The 19198-nt window shown below is 62.6% G+C and carries 18 protein-coding genes; all 18 read left to right on the plus strand.

What is annotated here, in order from left to right; genetic code table 11:
- Window positions 1-82 precede the first annotated feature (82 nt).
- The 18 genes from dusB (at window position 83) to ACWI6D_RS02360 (ending at window position 19143) form a co-directional block, all read left to right on the plus strand.
- On the plus strand, window positions 83-1054 hold the full coding sequence (gene dusB, locus ACWI6D_RS02275) for a tRNA dihydrouridine synthase DusB (RefSeq protein ID WP_449133512.1): 972 nt from the start codon (window positions 83-85) through the stop codon (window positions 1052-1054).
- Window positions 1047-2156 carry a radical SAM family heme chaperone HemW gene (gene hemW, locus ACWI6D_RS02280; RefSeq protein ID WP_449133513.1) on the plus strand — a complete coding sequence of 370 codons (1110 nt, stop codon included), beginning with the start codon at window positions 1047-1049 and terminating at the stop codon, window positions 2154-2156. Before dusB ends, hemW begins: the two co-directional genes overlap by 8 nt.
- A gap of 149 nt (window positions 2157-2305) precedes the next feature.
- Window positions 2306-3322: a heat-inducible transcriptional repressor HrcA gene (hrcA, locus tag ACWI6D_RS02285; protein WP_449133514.1), complete on the plus strand. Its 1017-nt coding sequence runs from the start codon at window positions 2306-2308 to the stop codon at window positions 3320-3322.
- A 57-nt stretch (window positions 3323-3379) separates the two neighbouring features.
- Window positions 3380-4519 carry a molecular chaperone DnaJ gene (gene dnaJ / locus ACWI6D_RS02290; protein ID WP_129422904.1) on the plus strand — a complete coding sequence of 380 codons (1140 nt, stop codon included), beginning with the start codon at window positions 3380-3382 and terminating at the stop codon, window positions 4517-4519.
- A gap of 12 nt (window positions 4520-4531) precedes the next feature.
- On the plus strand, window positions 4532-5332 hold the full coding sequence (locus ACWI6D_RS02295; protein ID WP_449133515.1) for an RsmE family RNA methyltransferase: 801 nt from the start codon (window positions 4532-4534) through the stop codon (window positions 5330-5332).
- On the plus strand, window positions 5329-6555 hold the full coding sequence (gene mtaB / locus ACWI6D_RS02300) for a tRNA (N(6)-L-threonylcarbamoyladenosine(37)-C(2))-methylthiotransferase MtaB (RefSeq protein WP_449133516.1): 1227 nt from the start codon (window positions 5329-5331) through the stop codon (window positions 6553-6555). The genes ACWI6D_RS02295 and mtaB overlap by 4 nt, the downstream gene beginning before the upstream one ends.
- A 69-nt stretch (window positions 6556-6624) precedes the next feature.
- On the plus strand, window positions 6625-7614 hold the full coding sequence (locus ACWI6D_RS02305) for a PhoH family protein (protein WP_449133517.1): 990 nt from the start codon (window positions 6625-6627) through the stop codon (window positions 7612-7614).
- A complete protein-coding gene (gene ybeY, locus ACWI6D_RS02310; RefSeq protein ID WP_449133518.1) occupies window positions 7598-8062 on the plus strand; it encodes an rRNA maturation RNase YbeY in 465 nt (154 codons plus the stop codon). The genes ACWI6D_RS02305 and ybeY overlap by 17 nt, the downstream gene beginning before the upstream one ends.
- Before the next feature lie 3 nt (window positions 8063-8065).
- Entirely contained in the window at window positions 8066-8488 is a 423-nt protein-coding gene (locus ACWI6D_RS02315) for a diacylglycerol kinase family protein (RefSeq protein WP_449133519.1), read from the plus strand.
- Between the two features lie 24 nt (window positions 8489-8512).
- Window positions 8513-9463, plus strand: coding sequence for a GTPase Era (era, locus tag ACWI6D_RS02320; protein ID WP_302716759.1), 951 nt, complete (start codon window positions 8513-8515; stop codon window positions 9461-9463).
- A gap of 98 nt (window positions 9464-9561) precedes the next feature.
- Window positions 9562-11280: a PASTA domain-containing protein gene (locus ACWI6D_RS02325; RefSeq protein ID WP_449133520.1), complete on the plus strand. Its 1719-nt coding sequence runs from the start codon at window positions 9562-9564 to the stop codon at window positions 11278-11280.
- Between the two features lie 2 nt (window positions 11281-11282).
- Window positions 11283-12059, plus strand: coding sequence for a DNA repair protein RecO (recO, locus tag ACWI6D_RS02330; RefSeq protein ID WP_449133521.1), 777 nt, complete (start codon window positions 11283-11285; stop codon window positions 12057-12059).
- A 61-nt stretch (window positions 12060-12120) separates the two neighbouring features.
- Window positions 12121-12369 (plus strand): TIGR03905 family TSCPD domain-containing protein, encoded by a 249-nt coding sequence (locus tag ACWI6D_RS02335; protein ID WP_449133522.1) that lies wholly within the window; start codon window positions 12121-12123, stop codon window positions 12367-12369.
- A gap of 251 nt (window positions 12370-12620) precedes the next feature.
- Window positions 12621-12908, plus strand: a complete 288-nt coding sequence (gene rpsO, locus ACWI6D_RS02340) for a 30S ribosomal protein S15 (protein WP_129422894.1) — start codon at window positions 12621-12623, stop codon at window positions 12906-12908.
- Window positions 12909-13066: 158 nt separating this feature from the next.
- Window positions 13067-15298, plus strand: coding sequence for a polyribonucleotide nucleotidyltransferase (locus ACWI6D_RS02345; RefSeq protein ID WP_449133523.1), 2232 nt, complete (start codon window positions 13067-13069; stop codon window positions 15296-15298).
- 112 nt (window positions 15299-15410) lie between these two features.
- A complete protein-coding gene (gene dapB / locus ACWI6D_RS02350) occupies window positions 15411-16178 on the plus strand; it encodes a 4-hydroxy-tetrahydrodipicolinate reductase (protein ID WP_449133524.1) in 768 nt (255 codons plus the stop codon).
- Window positions 16179-16334: 156 nt separating this feature from the next.
- Complete coding sequence (dapA, locus tag ACWI6D_RS02355) at window positions 16335-17225, plus strand: 4-hydroxy-tetrahydrodipicolinate synthase (protein WP_302936256.1); 891 nt, start codon at window positions 16335-16337, stop codon at window positions 17223-17225.
- 226 nt (window positions 17226-17451) lie between these two features.
- The gene (locus tag ACWI6D_RS02360) at window positions 17452-19143 is read left to right on the plus strand and encodes a ribonuclease J (protein ID WP_288284209.1); all 1692 of its coding nucleotides are present in this window, start codon (window positions 17452-17454) and stop codon (window positions 19141-19143) included.
- Window positions 19144-19198: the final 55 nt, after the last annotated feature.

Raw genomic sequence — 19198 nt, forward strand, 5'->3', positions numbered from 1 at the left:
GGGTTCCGGCTTTCGCAACCATTTGGCATTCGCGCACGAAGTGGTCGGCCGCGCCTTGTGCGGTCGGTACAGGATAGGACGTATGTACGATTTTTTCGCATCCCATCAGCTGCTGCTGGCGCCTATGGCCGGCGTGTCCGACATGGCGTTTCGCACGCTGTGCCGCGAGCAGGGCGCTGATCTGACCTACACCGAAATGGTGTCCGCGAAGGGCCTTTCCTATGCAAACGAGAAAACGCGCCACTTGCTTGACCTGGCGCAAGGTGAAGACGTGGTGGCCGTGCAGCTGTTCGGCCACGAGCCTGACGTCATGGCGTCGCAGGCGGCGTGGATCGAGCAAGCCATGGGGGATTCGCTGGCATATCTTGACATCAACATGGGCTGCCCGGCGCGCAAAATCGTCACGAAAGGCGACGGCAGCGCGCTTATGCGCGACCCCGACCTTGCCGCACGCATCGTCAGTGCGGTTCGCGCTGCCGTTGAGCACCCCGTAACGGTGAAGTTTCGCCGCGGGTGGGCGCATGGCCAAGAAACGGCGCCGGAATTCGCCCGGCGCATGGAAGCGGCGGGCGCCTGCGCGGTGGCCGTGCACGGCAGGTTTGCCGAGCAGCTGTACCGAGGCAGCTCCGATTGGGGCGCCGTTGCGCGCGTGAAGCAGGCCGTCAGCATCCCCGTCATCGGCAACGGCGACGTGAAGTGCGGCGCCGATGCGGCGGCTATCAAGCAGCAAACGGGCTGCGACGCCGTCATGATTGCTCGCGCGGCCGAGGGAAACCCCTGGATATTCGCGCAGGCCAAAGCCGCGCTGGCCGGTGAGCACCCGCCCGAAGCGCTCACGGTTGAGCAGCGCATTGCCATGGCGCGGCGCCATGCGCGCCTGCTTGCCCAGCGCGAAGGCCGCAACATCGTGCGCATGCGCAAGCACGCCATGTGGTACATGGCCGGTCTTCCCGGAGCCGCGGCGGCGCGCGGGAAAATCAACGCATGCGTAGGCGTCGAAGACTTCGACGTCGTGTTCGACGAGCTGCTAGAGATTGCGGGCGCCCATGCATGATCCCTACCGCGCCCTGTACGTGCATCTGCCGTTTTGCGTGAAGCGCTGCGCCTACTGCGATTTCGCCACAGCGGCCGTTAAGCAGGACAGCCCGCTTATCGACGAATACATCGAAGAGCTCTGCCTGCAAATCCGCCGCAAAGCCCGCGAAGGGGAACTTGGCAGCATCGAAACCGTGTACCTGGGCGGCGGCACGCCCTCGCACGTGGGCTTAAGCCGCCTGTCCATGCTGTTGTACACGCTCAGCTTGTCCATGCGCCTTGAACCCGACGTCGAGTGCACCATGGAAGCGAACCCCGAAAGCCTCACGCCCGCCATGGTGCGCGACATCTGGGCACTCGGCGTGAACCGCCTGTCCATCGGCGTGCAAAGCTTCGACGACAACGTGCTGGCTACGCTTGGGCGCGCGCATAACGCCGAGGGGGCCAAGCGCGCCGTCGCCGCCGCGCACGAGCGTTTCGACAACGTCAGCGTTGATTTGATGTGCGGCATTCCGGGGCAAACCACCGCTTCCCTTGAGCACAGCGTGCAGACGGCTATCGAACAGGGGGTAACGCACATGAGCATCTACCCGCTTACCATCGAGCCGCATACGCCATTCGACGCCATGGTGCTCTCAGGCCAGATGGAAGAACCCGACGACGACGTCGAAGCCGAGCACATGGAAGTCGCCGCGCGGCTTCTGCAGGCGGCTGGGTATCAGCGCTACGAGGTTGCAAGCTACGCCAAGCCCGGCTATGCCTGCAAGCACAACATCGCCTACTGGACCGGCGTGCCGTACCTGGGTATCGGGAAAAGCGCAGCGTCCATGACGCAAAACGACCAGCGCCGCATGCGCGTGCAAGACGGACAGGTCACCGACGACCTGAACCGCGCCGAGATGTTCGCGGAAGACCTCATGCTGGGCATGCGCATGTCGCGCGGCGTTTCCGATGAGCTGGTCACGCAGGCGGAAAGCCAGCTGCCCGACGTGCAACGCGTGCTTGAAGAGCTTGCTCAGCAGGGGCTTGCGGCGCACGAGGGCAACCGTTGGCGCCCGACCGAGCGCGGATGGCTGTGCGGCAACGACCTGTATGGCGCGCTGTTTGACCTGGCTCCGTAACCACGTATCGGGGCACGCGGGCGCCTTCGTCTTCGCAATTCTTACAATTCGGTGCAGTATTAGCACTCCGCCGGCCGGGCTGCTAATATAATCTGTTACGAAACCGAATACCAAAGAGTGGTACACATGCGAAAGGATGGTGGAGAAGCGTGCTTTCAGATCGACGTCAAAAAGTGTTGGCGGCATTGATCGAGGAATACGTGGCGCGCGCTCTGCCGGTGGGCTCGCGTACGTTGACCGAGCGCTACCAGCTCGGCGTCAGCGCGGCAACCGTGCGCAACGAGCTTTCGGTGCTTGAAGACGGCGGCTACATCGCGCAGCCTCATACCTCGGCCGGCCGTATCCCAACCGATCAAGGGTATCGCGCGTTCGTCGACAACCTGCTTGCTCAGGAAGGCCGCGAAGAAGAGGACGAGCGCTGCAGGAAGGCGGCAGACAAGCTGCGCGAAAGCGCATCGGAGCTTGACGATTTGGTGGAACAAACGTCGTCGGCGCTCACGCAGCTGACCGATTGCCTGTCCATCGTGCTTGCCCCTTCGGTGCTTGACCTGCACATCAAGCAAGTCTCGCTCATTTCGCTCACGCCGTACCGGGCGCTTGTGGTGGTGGTCACCGAAGACGGCCAGGTGTTCAATCGGCAAATGGAATTCGCCGAAGAGGTGCCCAGCGACGAACTTGCGCGCGTGCAGCACCTGCTCGGCGACGTGTTCTCGGGCAACAGCCTGCACGAGATCGAAAACGGCCTGGGGCAGGGCATGGCCGAGGCGTTCCGCGACCCGCTCGTGCGCATGACGCTTGACGAGGTGCTTTCGTGCATGCGCGAGGGCGACACGTCCCGCGCGCACAGCCTGGGCGTAACGTCGCTGCTTGCGCAACCCGAGTTCAGCCAATCGCAGGCGCTGCTTCCCGTCATGCAGGTGCTTGAAGACGACACGGTGCTGCTGCACATCCTCGACAATGCGGCGCAAACATGCACGGGCGCGCCTAGCGTGCGCATCGGCTCGGAAAACGATGCCGAAGCGCTTTCGGGCGTGTCGGTGGTGGCCAGCCGCTACGGGCGTGGTGACGCGGCAGGCGTCGTGGCCGTCATCGGCCCCACGCGCATGGACTATTCGAAGGTAATTCGCGCGGTGCGCATCGCTGGCGCCGCGTTAGGCGATAACTAGGTGGTACAAGGGGCCGGCAGCGTACCGCGCCCCGAAGAAAGGTAGAACGGAAACACCATGGCGAAGGACTTGTACGAAGTTCTCGGCGTCTCCCGCGACGCAACCGAGGCGGATATCAAGAAGGCGTTTCGTCGCAAAGCGCGCGAGCTGCACCCTGACGTAAACAAAGCTCCCGACGCAGAAGACCAGTTCAAAGAGCTCAACGAAGCATACGATGTGCTCAGCGACGCCAACAAGCGCGCCCAGTACGACCGCTTCGGCACCGTCCCGGGCGCCGCGGGCGGCGGCTATGGCGGCAACGGCTACGTCGACTTCGACGACCTGTTCGGCGGTGGCTTCGGCGTCGGCGATATTTTCAGCAGTTTCTTCGGCGGTGCCGCGGGCGGCGGTGGTGCGCGCCAGCAGCGCACGGAAGGCCGCGACATGGGCGTTGGCCTGCGCCTGACGCTTGAGGAAGTTGCCACGGGCGCCAAAAAAGAAATCGTCTACGACCGCCTGGCGCCTTGCCCGGATTGCGACGGCACGGGCCTGGGCGAAAACGGCAAGGAAGTGTCCTGCCCCGAGTGCGGCGGCAAGGGCCGCGTGGTCACCGTGCAGCACACGTTCCTGGGCGACATGCAAACGGCCACCACGTGCAGCAAGTGCAACGGCACGGGCAAAACTATCGACAACCCGTGTCCTGAGTGCGAAGGCCAGGGCCGCGTGCCCGACCGTCAGCGCGTCACCGTCGAGGTGCCCGTGGGCATTCGCGATGCCCAGCAGCTGCGCCTGACCGGCTTCGGCGAGGCAGGCCTTCGCGGGGCGCGCTCGGGCGACCTTATCGTCACGTGCCGCATCCAGCCCCACGAGTTCTTCGAACGCGACGGGGACGACTTGCATTGCCGCGCAAACGTGTCCATCGTCCAGGCAACGCTTGGCGCCGAAATCGAGGTCGACGGCATCTTCGAGGGCGAAAAGGTGAAGGTGCGCATCCCCGAGGGTCTGCAGAACGATCAGATCGTGCGCGTGAAAGGCTTCGGCATGCCGCGCTTCCGCAGCGATGCTCGCGGCGATATGTACGTGCACGTTACCGTGGTGGTGCCGAAGAAGGTTACGAAAAAGCAGCGCGAGCTGCTTGAGCAGTTGGCCCACGAACTGGGCGAAGACGTTTCCGAGGCGCGCACGCCGCTGCAGAAGCTGCGCGACAAGTTCAACTAGCGAAGGAGCTTTGTGTCTCTTCCACACTTCTTTCTAAACGATCAGGTGCTCGCAAACGAAGCGCAAGCGGAATTTCCGCTTGCGCTTTCGCGCGATGATGCCAAACACGCCAAAGTGCTGCGCCTTGCCCCGGGCGAACACGTTGCTGTCGTCGATGCCGCCCAAGATTATTTCGAATGCGAAGTAGTCTCGTTTGCCGAGGCGCTGCCCGTCGTGCGCATTGCCGGCCATCTCGACCAGGCAAGCGATATGCCGCACGTCTGCTTGGTGCAGGGCCTGGCGAAGGGCGACAAGATGGAAACCGTCATCCGCCATGCCACCGAACTGGGCGTCGCCGAATTCATGCCGTTTGCCGCCTCACGCTCCATCATGAAAGTAGACGCGAAGAAAGCAGCTGCGAAAACCGAGCGCTGGCAAGCCATCGCCAAAAGCGCCGCCATGCAATCGGGGCAAACGCGCTTGGCGCACGTGAATCAGCCCATGAAGCTGCCCGCGGTGTGCGCCGCGCTGGCGGGCTTTGACGCGGTGCTCGTGTGCTGGGAAGAGGCTCCGGGCACGGCCGTGCTACACGAAGCGCTTGCAAGCGCACTAGCTCATGTAGGAAAACCCCATATCGAAGCACGAATCGCAGTGGTTGTTGGCCCCGAGGGCGGACTTGCTCCGGAAGAGGTGGAGGCACTTCTGGCGAGCAACGCGCACGCAAGCTTGGTATCGCTGGGCCGCTCCATCCTGCGCACGGAAACCGCCGGCATCGTGGCGCCGGCGCTGGTGCTCTATGAACTGGGCGGGCTGGGCGCAAAGGAGCGCGCATGAACTTCGCCATCGTGAATCTTGGCTGCAAGGTCAACCGCGTGGAATCCGATGCGTTCGCATCGGGCCTGTTTGCACGCGGTTGCCAGGAAACCGACGAAGCCGCCGCGAACATCGTCGTGGTGAACACGTGCACCGTCACGGGCGAAGCCGAGAAGAAAACGCGCAAGGCGGTGCGCCATGCCCTGCGTGCGAACGAGTCTTCGCACGTGGTGGTAACCGGCTGCGCAGCGGCCATCGATGCCGATGCGTTCACGGCCATGGCACCGGGCCGCGTGCATGTTGCGGGAAAACTGCAGGTCGATGAAGTGCTTGACCAGCTGGTTGGGCCTTTGGAGTCGGGATATCACGCACTGGCCGTTGGCAACGGCTTTCGCACGCGCGTGGGTGTGAAGGTGCAGGACGGCTGCAACAACGCTTGCACGTACTGCATCGTGCACGTTGCGCGCGGGCGGGCCACCAGCCGCAACGCTGGCGATGTGCGCGAAGAATGCAAGGCGCTCGCCGAAGCGGGCGTGCGCGAAATCGTGCTGACCGGCATCAACCTGGGGTCGTATCGCTTCGATGGCGGCCAGGGCGAAGCCCTTATGCTCGACGGCCTCATGCAGGCGTTGCTCGACGACACCGCCGACGTGCACGAACCAGGCCAGCCGCCGTGTCGCTTCCGTATCTCAAGCATCGAACCGGCCGACGTGTCCGACAAGCTCATCGACGTCATGGCTCGCTCGAACGGCCGCATCTGCCGCCATCTGCATCTGCCGCTGCAATCGGGCTCCACGAAGGTGCTTGCCGAGATGAACCGCCCGTACACGGCGCAGCAGTTCGAGGCGCTGGTAAACAAGCTGTATGCAAAGCTTCCCGAGCTTTCGCTGTCTACCGACATCATCTGCGGTTTTCCCGGCGAAACGGACGCGGATTTCCAAGAAACGCTTGACGTGGCGCAACGCTGCCGCTTCTCGAAAATCCACGTGTTCCCGTACTCGCAGCGCGAGGGCACGCCCGCAGCTGCGCGCACCGATCAAGTTCCGCACGAAATGCGTGCCGAACGCGCCCGTACGCTACGCGCGCTTGCCAAGCAACTACGCCAACAAGATCGAGAAAACAGAGCTGGCACCAGCGAGCTGGCGCTCATCGAGGAAAACGGCGTGGCCATGACGGAAAGCTACCACGAGCTGTCGGCTCCCGAAGGTGCCAAGGCAGGCGCGCTCATGCCCGTAACGCTTTAGCTTGTGCAGGCCGTGAACGTGCAGGCCGCGCCGCAAAAACGCGAAATTCCTCGTGCTATACTAGCGCCCATGACAGAGAACACGCACATCACCTTGACCGCGCCGCAATCGGTGAATATGGCGCTGGTCGTCGGACCGGGCGATTGCCTGCTGCACCAAATCGAAGAGGCGTTCGACTCGCGCATCACCGTGCGCGGCGACTCCATCGTGCTTGAAGGCGACCCCATCGAGGTCCAATCGCTCACCGCCTTGTTCACGGAGCTCATTAAGCACGTGGAGGCCGGCGACGTCCCCGACTCGGGCTACGTCGCCCGTGCCATCGAGCTTCTGCGCAATGCGGAGTTTTCGCCCACGGCGCTGCGCGAGGACATACTGCTCACGTACCGCGGACGGGCTATCAGGCCGAAAACCGCAGGTCAGAAGCACTATGTCGATGCTATTCGCAACAGCACCGTCACGTTCGGCATCGGCCCTGCGGGCACGGGCAAAACGTACCTTGCCATGGCCATGGCCGTGGCGGCGCTCAAGCGCAAGGAAGTGGGGCGCATCATCCTCACGCGTCCGGTGGTGGAAGCGGGGGAGAACCTTGGCTTTCTGCCCGGCACGCTCTCCGAAAAGGTGGATCCTTACATCCGCCCGCTGTACGATGCGCTGTTCGACATGACCGACATGCAGCGCGCCCAGCAGCTCATCGAAAGCAACGTCATCGAGATCGCGCCGCTGGCGTTTATGCGCGGGCGCACGCTCAACGACAGCTTCGTCATCCTGGACGAAGCGCAAAACACCACGCCCGAGCAAATGAAGATGTTCCTCACGCGTTTGGGCTTCGGGTCAAAAATGGTCATTACCGGCGATATCACGCAGCTCGATTTGCCGCACGGCGTTTCGGGCCTCAAGGGCATCGATGACATCCTCGGCGATATCGACGGCATCTCATTCTGCAAGTTTTCCGGCAAAGACGTGGTGCGCCATACGCTCGTGGCCGCCATCGTCTCGGCGTACGATCGCGCGCAAACGCACAGCGCGCAGAAGAAGGCAAATCATGGACGTGCAAATTAATTACGACTATCGCGAAGACGACCTGAAGGACATGCCGCTGGTGGAGCTGGCACAATTCGTGCTGAATCACCAGCGCAAACCAGAAAACACCGAGGTGTCCCTAAGCTTCGTCACCGACGATGAGATTGCGAACCTTAACGAAACGTATCGCGGGATAGTCGGCCCCACCGACGTGCTGTCGTTCGAATGCGACGGCGTGGAAGACGAGCTTTCCGACATCGTGCCCGAAGGCTTCGACGACGTGTACGAGCTGGGCGACGTGGTCATCGCGCCCGACGTGGCCGAACTACAAACGCACGAGTTCGGCACTACGTTCGAGCAGGAAATCAGCTTGCTGTTCGTGCATGGCCTGTTGCACCTCTGCGGCTACGACCACATCGTGGAAGAGGAAGCCCAGGTCATGGAAGCGCTTGAGGACGAAATCCTCAAAGCCTGGAACAGCCGTTAAGCCATGCCCGCCAACGAAACGAAGCCTTTCGTGCGCACGGCCGACACGAAAGGGCAGGGCCAGCGCTACAAACTTGGCTCTGCGTTCGCAAACGCAGGACGCGGCCTTGCCGAAGCCGTGCGCGGCGAGCGCAACCTGCGCATCGACGCCGGCTTCGCCGTTGTTGCCATCATACTCGGCTTCGCGCTGCGCATCGACACGGCGTCGTGGCTTGCCGTCATCGTGTGCATCGGCATGATGTTCGCGCTTGAAACGCTTAACACCGCCATTGAAGCCGTGGTGGACCTGGCAAGCCCCGGCTACCACGAGCTGGCACGCAAGGCGAAAGATTGCGCGGCCGGCGCGGCGCTTGCTGGCGCCATCGCGTCGCTGGTGGTGGGCATCATCGTGTTCGCCCCGCGCTTGCTGGCGCTTTTCATTTCCTAGCAACCCAACCCTCAAAGGAGACTTATGGACCTCGACGCCTACTTCGGACACGCCGCGCCGCCTTCGGGCGACGGCTTCAAATCCGGTTTCGTCACGCTTATCGGCCGCCCGAACGCCGGCAAATCCACGTTGCTCAACACCATCATGGGCAAGAAAATCGCCATCACGTCGAACACGGCGCAAACCACGCGCCACCGTTTCCGCGCCGTATACACGCGCGACGACATGCAGATGATCATCGTGGACACGCCAGGCCTGCACAAGCCGCACGACGCGCTGGGCGAAGAGCTGAACACCTCGGCGCTCAAGGCGCTTGAAGACGTCGACGTCATCGCCATGCTCATCGACGCCTCCAAGCCCGTCGGCCGCGGCGACGAGTGGGTGGCGGCCCAGCTTGACGGCCCGCACTGCAAGCACGCGAAGAAGATCTGCGTGCTGTCGAAATCCGACCTGGTCACGAAAGACCAACTTCACGCGCAGGCCGAAGCCGCCGACAAGCTGGCCAACTGGGACGCCATGGTGGGACTGAGCTCTGAATCGGGCCACAACGTGGACGCGTTCATCGAGGAAGTGGAGTATTTCCTGCCCGAGGGCCCGGCATGGTTCCCCGCCGACATGGAAACAGACCAGCCCATCGAGGTCATCGTGGCTGAATTCATCCGCGAGAAAATCCTGCGCACGTTCCGCGACGAGGTACCGCACTCCATCGGCGTCACCATCGAGCACATGGAGTACGAAAAGGCGAAGAACCTCAACCGTATTCTGGCGCGCATCTACGTGGAGCGCGACTCGCAGAAAGGCATCATCATCGGCAAGGGCGGCCAGGCCATCAAGCGCATCGGCCAAGAAGCGCGGGCCGACCTCGAACAGCTGCTCGGCACCCGCGTATACCTCGACCTCATGGTGAAGGTGAAGAAGAACTGGCGCCGCGACGCCACGCAAATCAGGCGCTTCGGCTACGGCGAAGGGTTGTAATCCTTTCGCGCATGTTGACAAAGCGAACGCGGTCGGCCCGGCCGCGTTCGCTACAATAGGGCTATTGTGATTGCAAGGTTTGTGCTAGGAGTTTCGGCATGATTTGTCCTCATTGTCATACGGAAAATCGTTCAGGAGCGAAGTTCTGCGACGAATGCGGAACGCGGCTTGCGGCCGATAACGCCCCCGAAGAAACTCAAGCCGACAGCAAAGCCCTCGAAGGTCTGCCGTACATCAGCGCCTCCGGCTACGGCATGACCACGCCCGAGCGCGCGTTCTCCTACGAGCCCGTTGACGAATTCAACGACGACGAGCCCGTTGCCCAACAAGAAATCGCGGACGAAATCGATGATGCGCTTCCGCTGCCCGAAACCGAAGATAACGAGCCTCACGATGAAGTCGAATCGGAAACCGAGCACGAAGATTTCGACGTCGAAGAGGCAAAACCCGAAGAAGATGCCAACGAGTCAGAAGGCAGCGCAGATGACAACGCTGCTGAAAACGGCAACAACGAATCCGACGATGCCTCTAAAGCAGCATCTCTCGAGGCAAGCGAAACGTGCGATCTAGGAAACGCCCTAAGCGACCTTGACATCAAGGATAACGACCGCACGCACGTGCTTGACGTCCGCGAACTGCGCTCCGTGGCGCTTGAGGCCGAGAAAACCCAGGTCATTGGACCGAAACTGACTGCGCCCGACCCACGCCCAACAACGGGGGCAGACCTGTCCGGCTTCGACGAGTTCCTGGTGAACCCCGGATACGTGCCGCCGAAATCAGCCTGGAGCGCCGGCGACACCATGCAGATGCCGCGCATCGAAGGCGTCGAACCGCCGAAGCAGAAAGACTTCAAAGCCCCCGATGCGCACAAAAGCGCCGGCCGCGGCAAGAAAGCCGCCATCATCATCGCGCTTGCGCTCCTTCTTGCCGCGGTAGCCGCTGCGGGTGTCACGTACTATCTCGAGATGTGGGGCGGCAAGGTCATTCCCGACGTCACGGGTATGACGCAGTCCGACGCAACGTACCTGCTGCAGAACAAGGGCTTCACCGTGCGTGCCACCACGGTGCCCTCTGAGTCCACGGAAGGCTTGGTGCTGCTCATGGATCCAGGTGCCGGCGCGCGCCAGGAAGAGGGCTCCGAAGTGGTCATCCATGTCTCCACGTCGCGCACTGTTCCCGCGGTGGTGGGCAAAACCCAAGACGATGCCGCAAAAGCGCTGGCCGACAGCGGGTTTGAAAACGTCACCGTTACAACGGAGCGCTCCGACGAGGCCGAAGGCACGGTGCTGTCGGTAAACCCCGGTGAAGGCGAAAAAGCGAAGGCTTCCACGGCCATCACGCTGACGGTTGCCGAAGCCTACACCGTTCCCGACATCACGGGCATGACGTACCGCGAGGCCGTGTCCGCCATCGAAGGCGCTGGCCTTCAAGCCGCTTCCACCTATACGTATAATGAGACGGTTCCCGAAGGCACGCTTCTCGGCAGCGATCCGCAAGCTGGCTCGAAGGCTTCATCCGATACTGTCGTCACCATCAACATCGCAAAATCGCGCGGAAGCGAGTTGACGCAGGCAGCCCGGTCATATCTGGCCTCGAACACGCTGAAGGCGTCCGATAACTCGGCGTTCACCGTTTCGTCGGTCGATAGCGTCACGTATCAAGGCGACAACACCGTGTCGTTCACCGCAACGGGCCGCGCTTCAACCTCGGTGACCGTGCTGGGGCAAACGCTGAGCGTTTCCGGCGACTCCAAGCAAGTCTCGGGCACCATTACGTTTGATTCGTCCGACAACGTCACCAGCGTGTCGTTCCAATAGCGGTGGCGCAGCAAACCTACACGGCGCGCGTCATCGTCCTGCGCAAAACGAAGCTAGGGGAGACCGACCTGATCTTTTCGCTGTTGGCGCAGAACGGCAGTCAGCTGCGGGCCGTGGCAAAAGGGGCGCGCCGGCCATCCAGCCAGTTCGCTTCCCGGTTGGAACTCGGCGCAGAAGCCGACGTGCTCTTCGCGCGCGGCAGGTCGCTTGATATCGTGAAGGAAGTGCGCCTCTGCGCGGGTAACGGTGCGCTACGGCAAAGCATCGAGCGCACTGCGGCGGCAACCCCCATGCTTGAGCTGCTCGACCGCATCACGCAAGCCGATCTGGAGAATCCGAAGCTGTTCGCATGCACCAGCGCCGCGCTTTGTGCCCTCGATGGCGCCGATGCACTGCACGCGCCCGCCATCTCAGCTGCACACCTGCTGAAAACGTTCGCGTTCGCGGGCGTGCGCCCCACGCTGGATTCCTGCTGCCTGTGCGGCCAGTCCATCGACGCGCAACAGGCTGACGCACAAGTGCGGGGCATCGCGTTTTCCTATGCCGAAGGCGGCGTGGAATGCCAAGCCTGCGTCACGCCCGACGCCGTGCGCATAAACGCCGCCACCATATCGTGGGCCCGCGCGCTTTTGGGCATGCGTTTCTCCGACATCGCGCACGCGGATATCGACCAATCGTCCGTCTTTGGCGTGCTGCGCCTATGCCAGGCCTGGGCCCACATGCACGCATCCACGAACCTCAAATCGCTGGCGTTCCTGTTCGCCTGCGGATTGTTTTAGGAGACGCGCAAAGAACCTTATCGCGTCTGTCATACTTGCATCATCGACGAGAGGAGAACACATGTATACCTACCAACCCCGCGGCGTGTGCTCGCGCGAAATCCACATCGACCTTGATGGCGACACCATCAAGCACGTCGACTTCGTCGGCGGCTGCGACGGCAACCTGAAGGCCATCAGCAAGCTCATCGAAGGCAAGAACATCGACGAGGTGGCAAGCGTGCTTGAAGGCAACACGTGCGGACGCCGCTCCACGTCGTGCGCCGATCAGCTGGTGCAAGGCCTGCGCGCAGCCCGCGCGACTGAGTAGCGCACCAGGGACAACGGCGGCTGCGGCGTTCGTTTCGCCGGCCGGTGCAAAGATGTGCGCATGCTGTGACGCGCTCAGGTACATCTTGCGAACGCGCCAGGTCATCGCATACAATTGACAAGTTGCCATTCGGCAAACACTTTTCACTTGGTTCCCATGTTGCATGGATCTCAGCGAAAAGCAGGTAGAGCGCAGCTTTCATAAGCTGCACGGAAGGCGGGGCAGACCCGCAGGAAAGGTGGAGTTAAGCTATGCCTAGCAAACTCAGCATCTCGAAAGAGCGTACGGCAGAACTGGTAGCCGAATTCGGCGCGAACGAGCACGACACGGGCAATCCGGACGTGCAGGTTGCAATCCTGTCCGAGCGCATCCGCAACCTCACCGAGCACCTGAAGACCCACAAGAAGGACAACCATTCTCGTCGTGGCCTCATGATGCTCATCGGTAAGCGTCGCGGCCTGCTCAAGTACATCAAGGAACGCGACATCGAGCGCTACCGTGCCCTCATCAAGAAGCTCGGCATCCGCGACAACATCTAGTCAACGAAAGCCCGCGCAGCCCGCGCGGGCTTTTGCATAGCGGTCGGACGTGCAAGGGCGCGCCTGCTCGCGGCCACAGGGAACCATAAGTACCGAAAGGCCGAAGAAGCTTAGCTGCACTAGGGCAGTTAAGGCAGAAGAGAAAGAAAGAACACCACATGGAAAAGATCGTCGAGTCCTTCGAGCTTTTCGGCAAAACGTACCGCTTCGAAACGGGCGAACTGGCTAAGCAGGCCACCGGCGCCGTGCTCGTCACGCAGGGCGACACCACCGTGCTCGTGACCGCCGTCATCTCCAAGGAAGAAAAGAACTACGACTTCTTCCCGCTCACCGTCGACTTCATGGAGAAGATGTACTCCGTCGGCCGCATCCCCGGCGGCTACCTCAAGCGCGAGGCGCGTCCGTCTGAAAAGGGCACGCTGACCGCACGCATGATCGACCGTCCCATCCGCCCCGGCTTCGTGGACGGCTTCAAGCGCGAGGTGCACATCGTTGCCACCACGCTCGTGTGCGACGGCCAGAACCCGCCCGATTGCATCTGCGTCGGAGGCGCCAGCGCAGCGCTGATGCTTGGCAGCGCCCCGTTCGACGGCCCGGCCGCCTGCGTGCGCATCGCCCATAACCCGGAAACCGACGAGTTCATCGTCAACCCCACCTACGCCGAGCAGGAGACCTCCGACCTCGAGCTCACCATCGCCGGCACGGCCGACTACATCTCCATGGTGGAAGCCGGCGCGAACGAGGTCACCGAAGACCTCATGCTGCGCGCCATGAACTTCGGCCAGGAGGCCATCGCCGAATTCTGCCGCGCCCAGCAGCGCTTCCTCGACCGCTGCGACATCACGCCGGTCGAGTGGCCCATCCATGTGGCCGATCCGTCCATCGACGAGCGCGTGAACCCGTTCTTCGACGAGATGTCCGCCGCCCTGAAAGACGCCGACAAGCAGGCCCGCATGGGCAAGGTCGAGGAGCTGAAGGCCCGCATCAAGGCCGATCAGTTCAGCGAGGAAGAGCTTGCCGCCTGGGGCTCTGACATCGCCGCCGCCCTCAAGGCGCTTGAGAAGCACGCCATGCGCGCCATGGTCATCGAAACGGGCGAGCGCGCCGACGGCCGTCGCCCCGACGAGATTCGCCCGCTGCACATCGTGCCGGGCTACCTGCCCCGCGTGCACGGCTCCGGCCTGTTCCAGCGCGGCCAAACCCAGGCGCTCTCCATCGCCACGCTTGGCATGCTCAACGAGTGGCAGCGCCTTGACACCATCGATCCGGCAGAGGGCAAGCGCTACATGCACCAGTACAACTTCCCGCCGTACTGCACGGGTGAAACCGGCCGCATGGGCGCCCCGAAGCGCCGCGAAGTCGGCCACGGCGCACTGGCCGAGCGCGCGCTTCTGCCGGTGATCCCCTCCGAGGACGAGTTCCCGTACTCCATCCGCGTGGTGTCCGAGATTCTGGAGTCTAACGGCTCTTCTTCCATGGCTTCCACCTGCGGTTCCACGTTGGCGCTCATGGATGCCGGCGTGCCGATCAAAGCTCCCGTTTCCGGCATCGCCATGGGCCTCATCAAGGAAGGCGACGACGTCGTCATCCTGTCCGACATCCAAGGCCTTGAGGACTTCCTCGGCGACATGGACTTCAAGGTGTGCGGCACGGCGAAGGGCATCACGGCCCTGCAGATGGACAACAAGGCCAAGGGCCTGTCCACTGAAATCCTTGGTCGCGCGCTGAAGCAGGCCCACGAAGGCCGTGCGTTCATCCTCAACGCCATGCTTGCCGAGCTGCCCGAGCCGCGCGCAAGCCTGCGCGACACCGCTCCGCGCATCGAGACCATCCACATCCCGGTCGACAAGATTCGCGACGTCATCGGTTCCGGCGGCAAGGTTGTCCGCGGCATCCAGGACGAGACGGGTGCGCAGATCGACATCCAGGAAGACGGCACCATCCACATCGCTGCCGTCGAGGGCCCTGCGGGCGAGGCCGCCAAGGCCATGATCTTGGGCATCGTCAAGGAGCCGGAGGTCGGCGAAATCTACGAAGGCGAAGTCGTGGGCATCAAGGACTTCGGCGCCTTCATCAAGCTGACGCCGGGCAAGGACGGCCTGCTGCACATCTCCCGCGTGGCCAACGGCCGCGTCGGCAAGGTGGAGGACGTGCTGTCCATGGGCGACGTGGTGAAGGTCCAGGTACTCGAGGTTGACCCGAAGACGGGCAAGATTTCCCTCGATCGCCTCGACAAGCCCGATGCCCCCGAAGGCAGCGCCCCGGCTCCGCGCGAGAAGCGCGGCGGCCGCGACCACGACAAGGGCGGCAAGCACGAAGGCCACGCCGAGCGCGACGTGCGCCCCGGCCGCGCCAACCGCACCCCGCGTCGTCGTCACGACGTCCAGTAGGGCATAGATGCAGTGTTTCGGCGGCCTGTTAGCGCAGGCCGCCGTTTTCGTGTCGCCAAGCGCCGGCAGCAATCGCCTTACCGCCGCCGGCCCCAAGCACTAAGGAGCACTTATGATCAACGTTGCAGTTTCCGGCTTCGCCGGACGCATGGGTTCCGCTGTCGTCAACGCCGTCACCGCCGCCGACGACATGCAGGTGACCTGCGGTATCGATCCCCACGGGGCATCTGATGCCTTCGCCGTGTACGAAACGGTGGAGCAGGCCGTAGCCGCAGGCGGATTCGACGTGCTCGTCGACTTCACGCAGCCCTCGGTGGTGGAAGGCAATCTGCGCACGGCGCTTCCCGCCGGTATCGACTGCGTCGTGGGCACCACGGGCCTGTCCAACGACAAGCTCACGGAGCTGGCGGCCTTGGCCCCCGCAGGCACGTGCTTGTTCTATGCCCCGAACTTCACCACGGGCGCCGTGCTCATGATGCAGTTCGCGAAAGCGGCAGCGCCGTTTTTCCCGGAAGCCGAGGTGCTGGAGTTCCATCATTGCAACAAGAAGGACGCGCCGTCCGGCACGGCGGTTCGCACGGCCGAGATCATCTCGCAGGCGCGCGACGGCCGCGTCAGCACCGCTCCGGGCAAGGAAACCGAGATCGCCGGTGCAGAGGGTGCGCGCGGCGCGCTTATCAACGGCGTGCCGGTTCATTCCGTGCGCTCCATGGGCTACGTGGCCAGCCAGGAAGTGGTGTTCGGCTCCATGGGCCAGACGCTCACCATCCGTCACGATTCCTGGGACCGCGAGTCCTACATGCCCGGCGTGCTTTTAGGCATCCGCAGCGTCGGCGACAAAGAAGGCCTTATCGTGGGCCTGGAAAACTTCATGGGCTAACGTCGCGCCACAAGCGTAATCGGCGCGCTCACGTGACAATTTAGTAGACTTCACGGCACCCGCAAGGGTGCCGTGGCATAATACAAGACTGTTGAATTCAAGCAGGAAACCGCGCACGGCATCACGTCGCGCGCTTGCACAGAAAGGTGCCATAAGATGGAGCAGCCTCGCTTTGGTCGCATGATCCCCGCCATGGTCACGCCCATGAAGGAAAACCTCGAGCTCGACCTTGATCGCGCTCAGGAGCTTGCTGACCGCCTTGTGAAGGGCGGCGCCGACTCGCTTATCATCAACGGCACCACCGGCGAAAGCCCCACGGTGTTCTACCCCGGCAAAATCGAGCTGTTCAAAGCTGTGGTTGCCGCTGTTGACGGCCGCATTCCCGTTATCGCCAACGTGGGCGACAACTGCACGGCCGACACGGTGAGCTTCGCCTCCGATGTGGCAAAGCTGGGCGTCGACGGCTTCATGTGCGTCGTGCCGTACTACAACAAGCCTCCGCAAGAGGGCATCTACCAGCACTTCCGCACTATTGCCGGCTCCGTGGAGCTGCCCATCATCCTGTACAACATCCCCGGCCGCTGCGTGGTGAACATGAAGGCCGAAACCACGCTGCGCCTTGCAAACGAATTCGACAACGTCGTCGCCGTGAAAGAAGCTTCCGGCGACCTTGATCAGGTGAAGGCAATCGTCGAAGGCGCGCCCGAAGGCTTCTGCGTCTACTCCGGCGACGATTCCGCCACCTACGACATCATGAAATTGGGTGGCGTGGGCGTCATCTCCACGATCGGCAACGTTGCTCCTTCTCGCATGAAGGAGATCGTCGATCTGTGCGCGGCAGGCAAGTGGGAAGAAGCCGCTGCCGCGAACGAGCGTCTCATGCCCCTCATGGAAGGGCTGTTCAAGACAGCGAACCCCATCCTGGTCAAAGAGGCATTGAAGCTTTCCGGCTTCCCCGTCGGCGGCGTTCGCTTGCCGCTGGTGGATGCCACGGCTGAGCAGTCTGCCGAGCTTGAGCGCACCATGCGCGAGGTCGGCGTCCTCTAGCCAGGAGGCGACGGGGGGCTGCCCGGGTGCAGCCCCGCTTCGTGCGTAGGCAGTAAGGAAATAGTTTATGATCCAAAACGACAAGCGCCCCCAGCGCAATGACGACGTGCGCGCTGAAGGTGGCAGCAAGCAGACGCAATCCGTCAAGCACGTAAAGCTTGACCTGGAGCGTCCGAAACTTTCAAAGGAAGGTAACGCAGGCGAGCGCCGCAAGCGTTCGCGCTCCATGAAAAAACGCACGTTCGATTCATCCAAGAAAGACAAAAACGCCACGCTGAAGATCATCCCGCTTGGCGGCCTCGACGCCATCGGCAAGAACATGACCGTGTTCGAGTGCAAAGGCGACATGGTGCTTGACGATGCAGGCCTGATGTTCCCCGACGACAACCATCCGGGCGTCGATCTGATTCTTCCCGACTACACCTATGTGCTGCAGCATGCCGACAAGCTGCGCGGCATCGTCATCACGCACGGCCACGAAGACCACACAGGCTCGCTTCCTTACCTCATCAAAGACCTTGATCGTCAGGTGCCTATTTACGGCACGAAGATGACGCTGGGCCTTATCGAGGGCAAGTTCAAGGAGCATCGAATCAAGAACGCGAAGCTCGTGGAAATCAAGCCTGGCGACAAGGTGCAGCTCGGTTGCATCACGGCCGAGTTCTTCGCTGTGAACCACTCCATCCCCGGCGCTGTGGGCGTATTCTTCCGCAGCCCGGCCGGTAACGTGCTGCACACAGGCGACTTCAAGCTCGACCAAACGCCCATCGACGGCGTGCACACCGACTTCGGGGCGCTGGCGCGCTTCGCAGAAGAAGGAGTCGACCTTATGATGTCGGACTCCACGAACGCCACGAACCCCACGTTCACGCCCAGCGAGGCCGAAGTGGGCAAGGTGCTTTCGCGCGTCATTTCCCAGGCGCAGGGACGCGTCATCGTCGCATCGTTCGCCAGCCATATCCATCGCTTGCAGCAAATCTGCGACGCCGCCGTGGCCAACGGCCGCAAAGTGGTGGTAACGGGCCGCTCCATGGTGCAAAACACCGATATCGCACGCAAGCTTGGGTATTTGAAGATCTCCGACCAGGACATCATCGACGCGTACGACCTGAAGGGCATCCCGCCCGAGCAGGTGGTCATCATGTGCACCGGCAGCCAGGGCGAGCCGTTGTCCGCACTTGCACGTATTGCGGCCGGCGAGCACAAGACCATCGATATGGAGCCAGGCGACACCGTTATCATCTCGGCAACGCCTGTGCCCGGCAATGAGAAGGCCGTCACGAAAGTGGTGAACAGCCTGGCGAAAATCGGCGCCGACGTGTGGGACAAGTCTCGCGCCCGCGTGCACGTGTCCGGCCATGCATCCGCCGAGGAACTGAAGATCATGCTCACCATCGTGCAGCCGAAGGCGTTCATGCCCGTGCACGGCGAGGCCACGCACCTGCGCGCTCATGCACGCTTGGCCGAAGCGGTGGGCGTGCCAGCTGAAAACGTGTTCATCTGCGAAAACGGTGAAAGCCTTGAACTATCCACGAAGGGCGTCAAGCACGGTGAGACGGTGCAGTCCGGCATCGTGTTCGTGGACGGTCTGTCAGTGGGCGACACGTCCGAGCAGGTGCTTGAAGAGCGCACGGCGCTTGGATCGCAGGGCTTTGCCGCCGTGGCCGTGGCCGTCTCTTCGCGCAAGAAGGCTGTTGTGGGCAATGTGTCCGTGGAAATGCACGGCATCACGGGCGGCGACGACGCCTACCTTGCCTCCGAGTGCGAGAAAAGCGTGAAAAGCGCCATGACGAAAGCGCTTGCCAAGGGCGCTTCGGGCAAAGAGCTGAAGAAGGCCGCGCGCGATGCGCTGCTGTCCATCTTGTGGGAGCGCACGAAGACGCGCCCGATGACCGTCATCAACCTGCTCGACGTGTAGCCGCGCCCTGCATACGTTGCACCACTTACGAGCACCCAAGGCACAGGCCCGGGTG

The organism is Senegalimassilia sp. (assembly GCF_977052095.1).

Excerpts from the sequence above, each read along its gene's own strand:
- ACWI6D_RS02360 (WP_288284209.1), top strand. The coding sequence starts at position 17,452 with ATGAAAAAACGCACGTTCGATTCATCCAAGAAAGACAAAAACGCCACG.
- rpsO (WP_129422894.1), top strand. The coding sequence starts at position 12,621 with ATGCCTAGCAAACTCAGCATCTCGAAAGAGCGTACGGCAGAACTGGTA.
- ybeY (WP_449133518.1), top strand. The coding sequence starts at position 7,598 with ATGGACGTGCAAATTAATTACGACTATCGCGAAGACGACCTGAAGGAC.
- ACWI6D_RS02325 (WP_449133520.1), top strand. The coding sequence starts at position 9,562 with ATGATTTGTCCTCATTGTCATACGGAAAATCGTTCAGGAGCGAAGTTC.
- dapA (WP_302936256.1), top strand. The coding sequence starts at position 16,335 with ATGGAGCAGCCTCGCTTTGGTCGCATGATCCCCGCCATGGTCACGCCC.
- hemW (WP_449133513.1), top strand. The coding sequence starts at position 1,047 with ATGCATGATCCCTACCGCGCCCTGTACGTGCATCTGCCGTTTTGCGTG.
- ACWI6D_RS02345 (WP_449133523.1), top strand. The coding sequence starts at position 13,067 with ATGGAAAAGATCGTCGAGTCCTTCGAGCTTTTCGGCAAAACGTACCGC.
- ACWI6D_RS02305 (WP_449133517.1), top strand. The coding sequence starts at position 6,625 with ATGACAGAGAACACGCACATCACCTTGACCGCGCCGCAATCGGTGAAT.
- ACWI6D_RS02335 (WP_449133522.1), top strand. The coding sequence starts at position 12,121 with ATGTATACCTACCAACCCCGCGGCGTGTGCTCGCGCGAAATCCACATC.
- era (WP_302716759.1), top strand. The coding sequence starts at position 8,513 with ATGGACCTCGACGCCTACTTCGGACACGCCGCGCCGCCTTCGGGCGAC.
- dapB (WP_449133524.1), top strand. The coding sequence starts at position 15,411 with ATGATCAACGTTGCAGTTTCCGGCTTCGCCGGACGCATGGGTTCCGCT.
- dusB (WP_449133512.1), top strand. The coding sequence starts at position 83 with ATGTACGATTTTTTCGCATCCCATCAGCTGCTGCTGGCGCCTATGGCC.
- dnaJ (WP_129422904.1), top strand. The coding sequence starts at position 3,380 with ATGGCGAAGGACTTGTACGAAGTTCTCGGCGTCTCCCGCGACGCAACC.
- mtaB (WP_449133516.1), top strand. The coding sequence starts at position 5,329 with ATGAACTTCGCCATCGTGAATCTTGGCTGCAAGGTCAACCGCGTGGAA.
- ACWI6D_RS02315 (WP_449133519.1), top strand. The coding sequence starts at position 8,066 with ATGCCCGCCAACGAAACGAAGCCTTTCGTGCGCACGGCCGACACGAAA.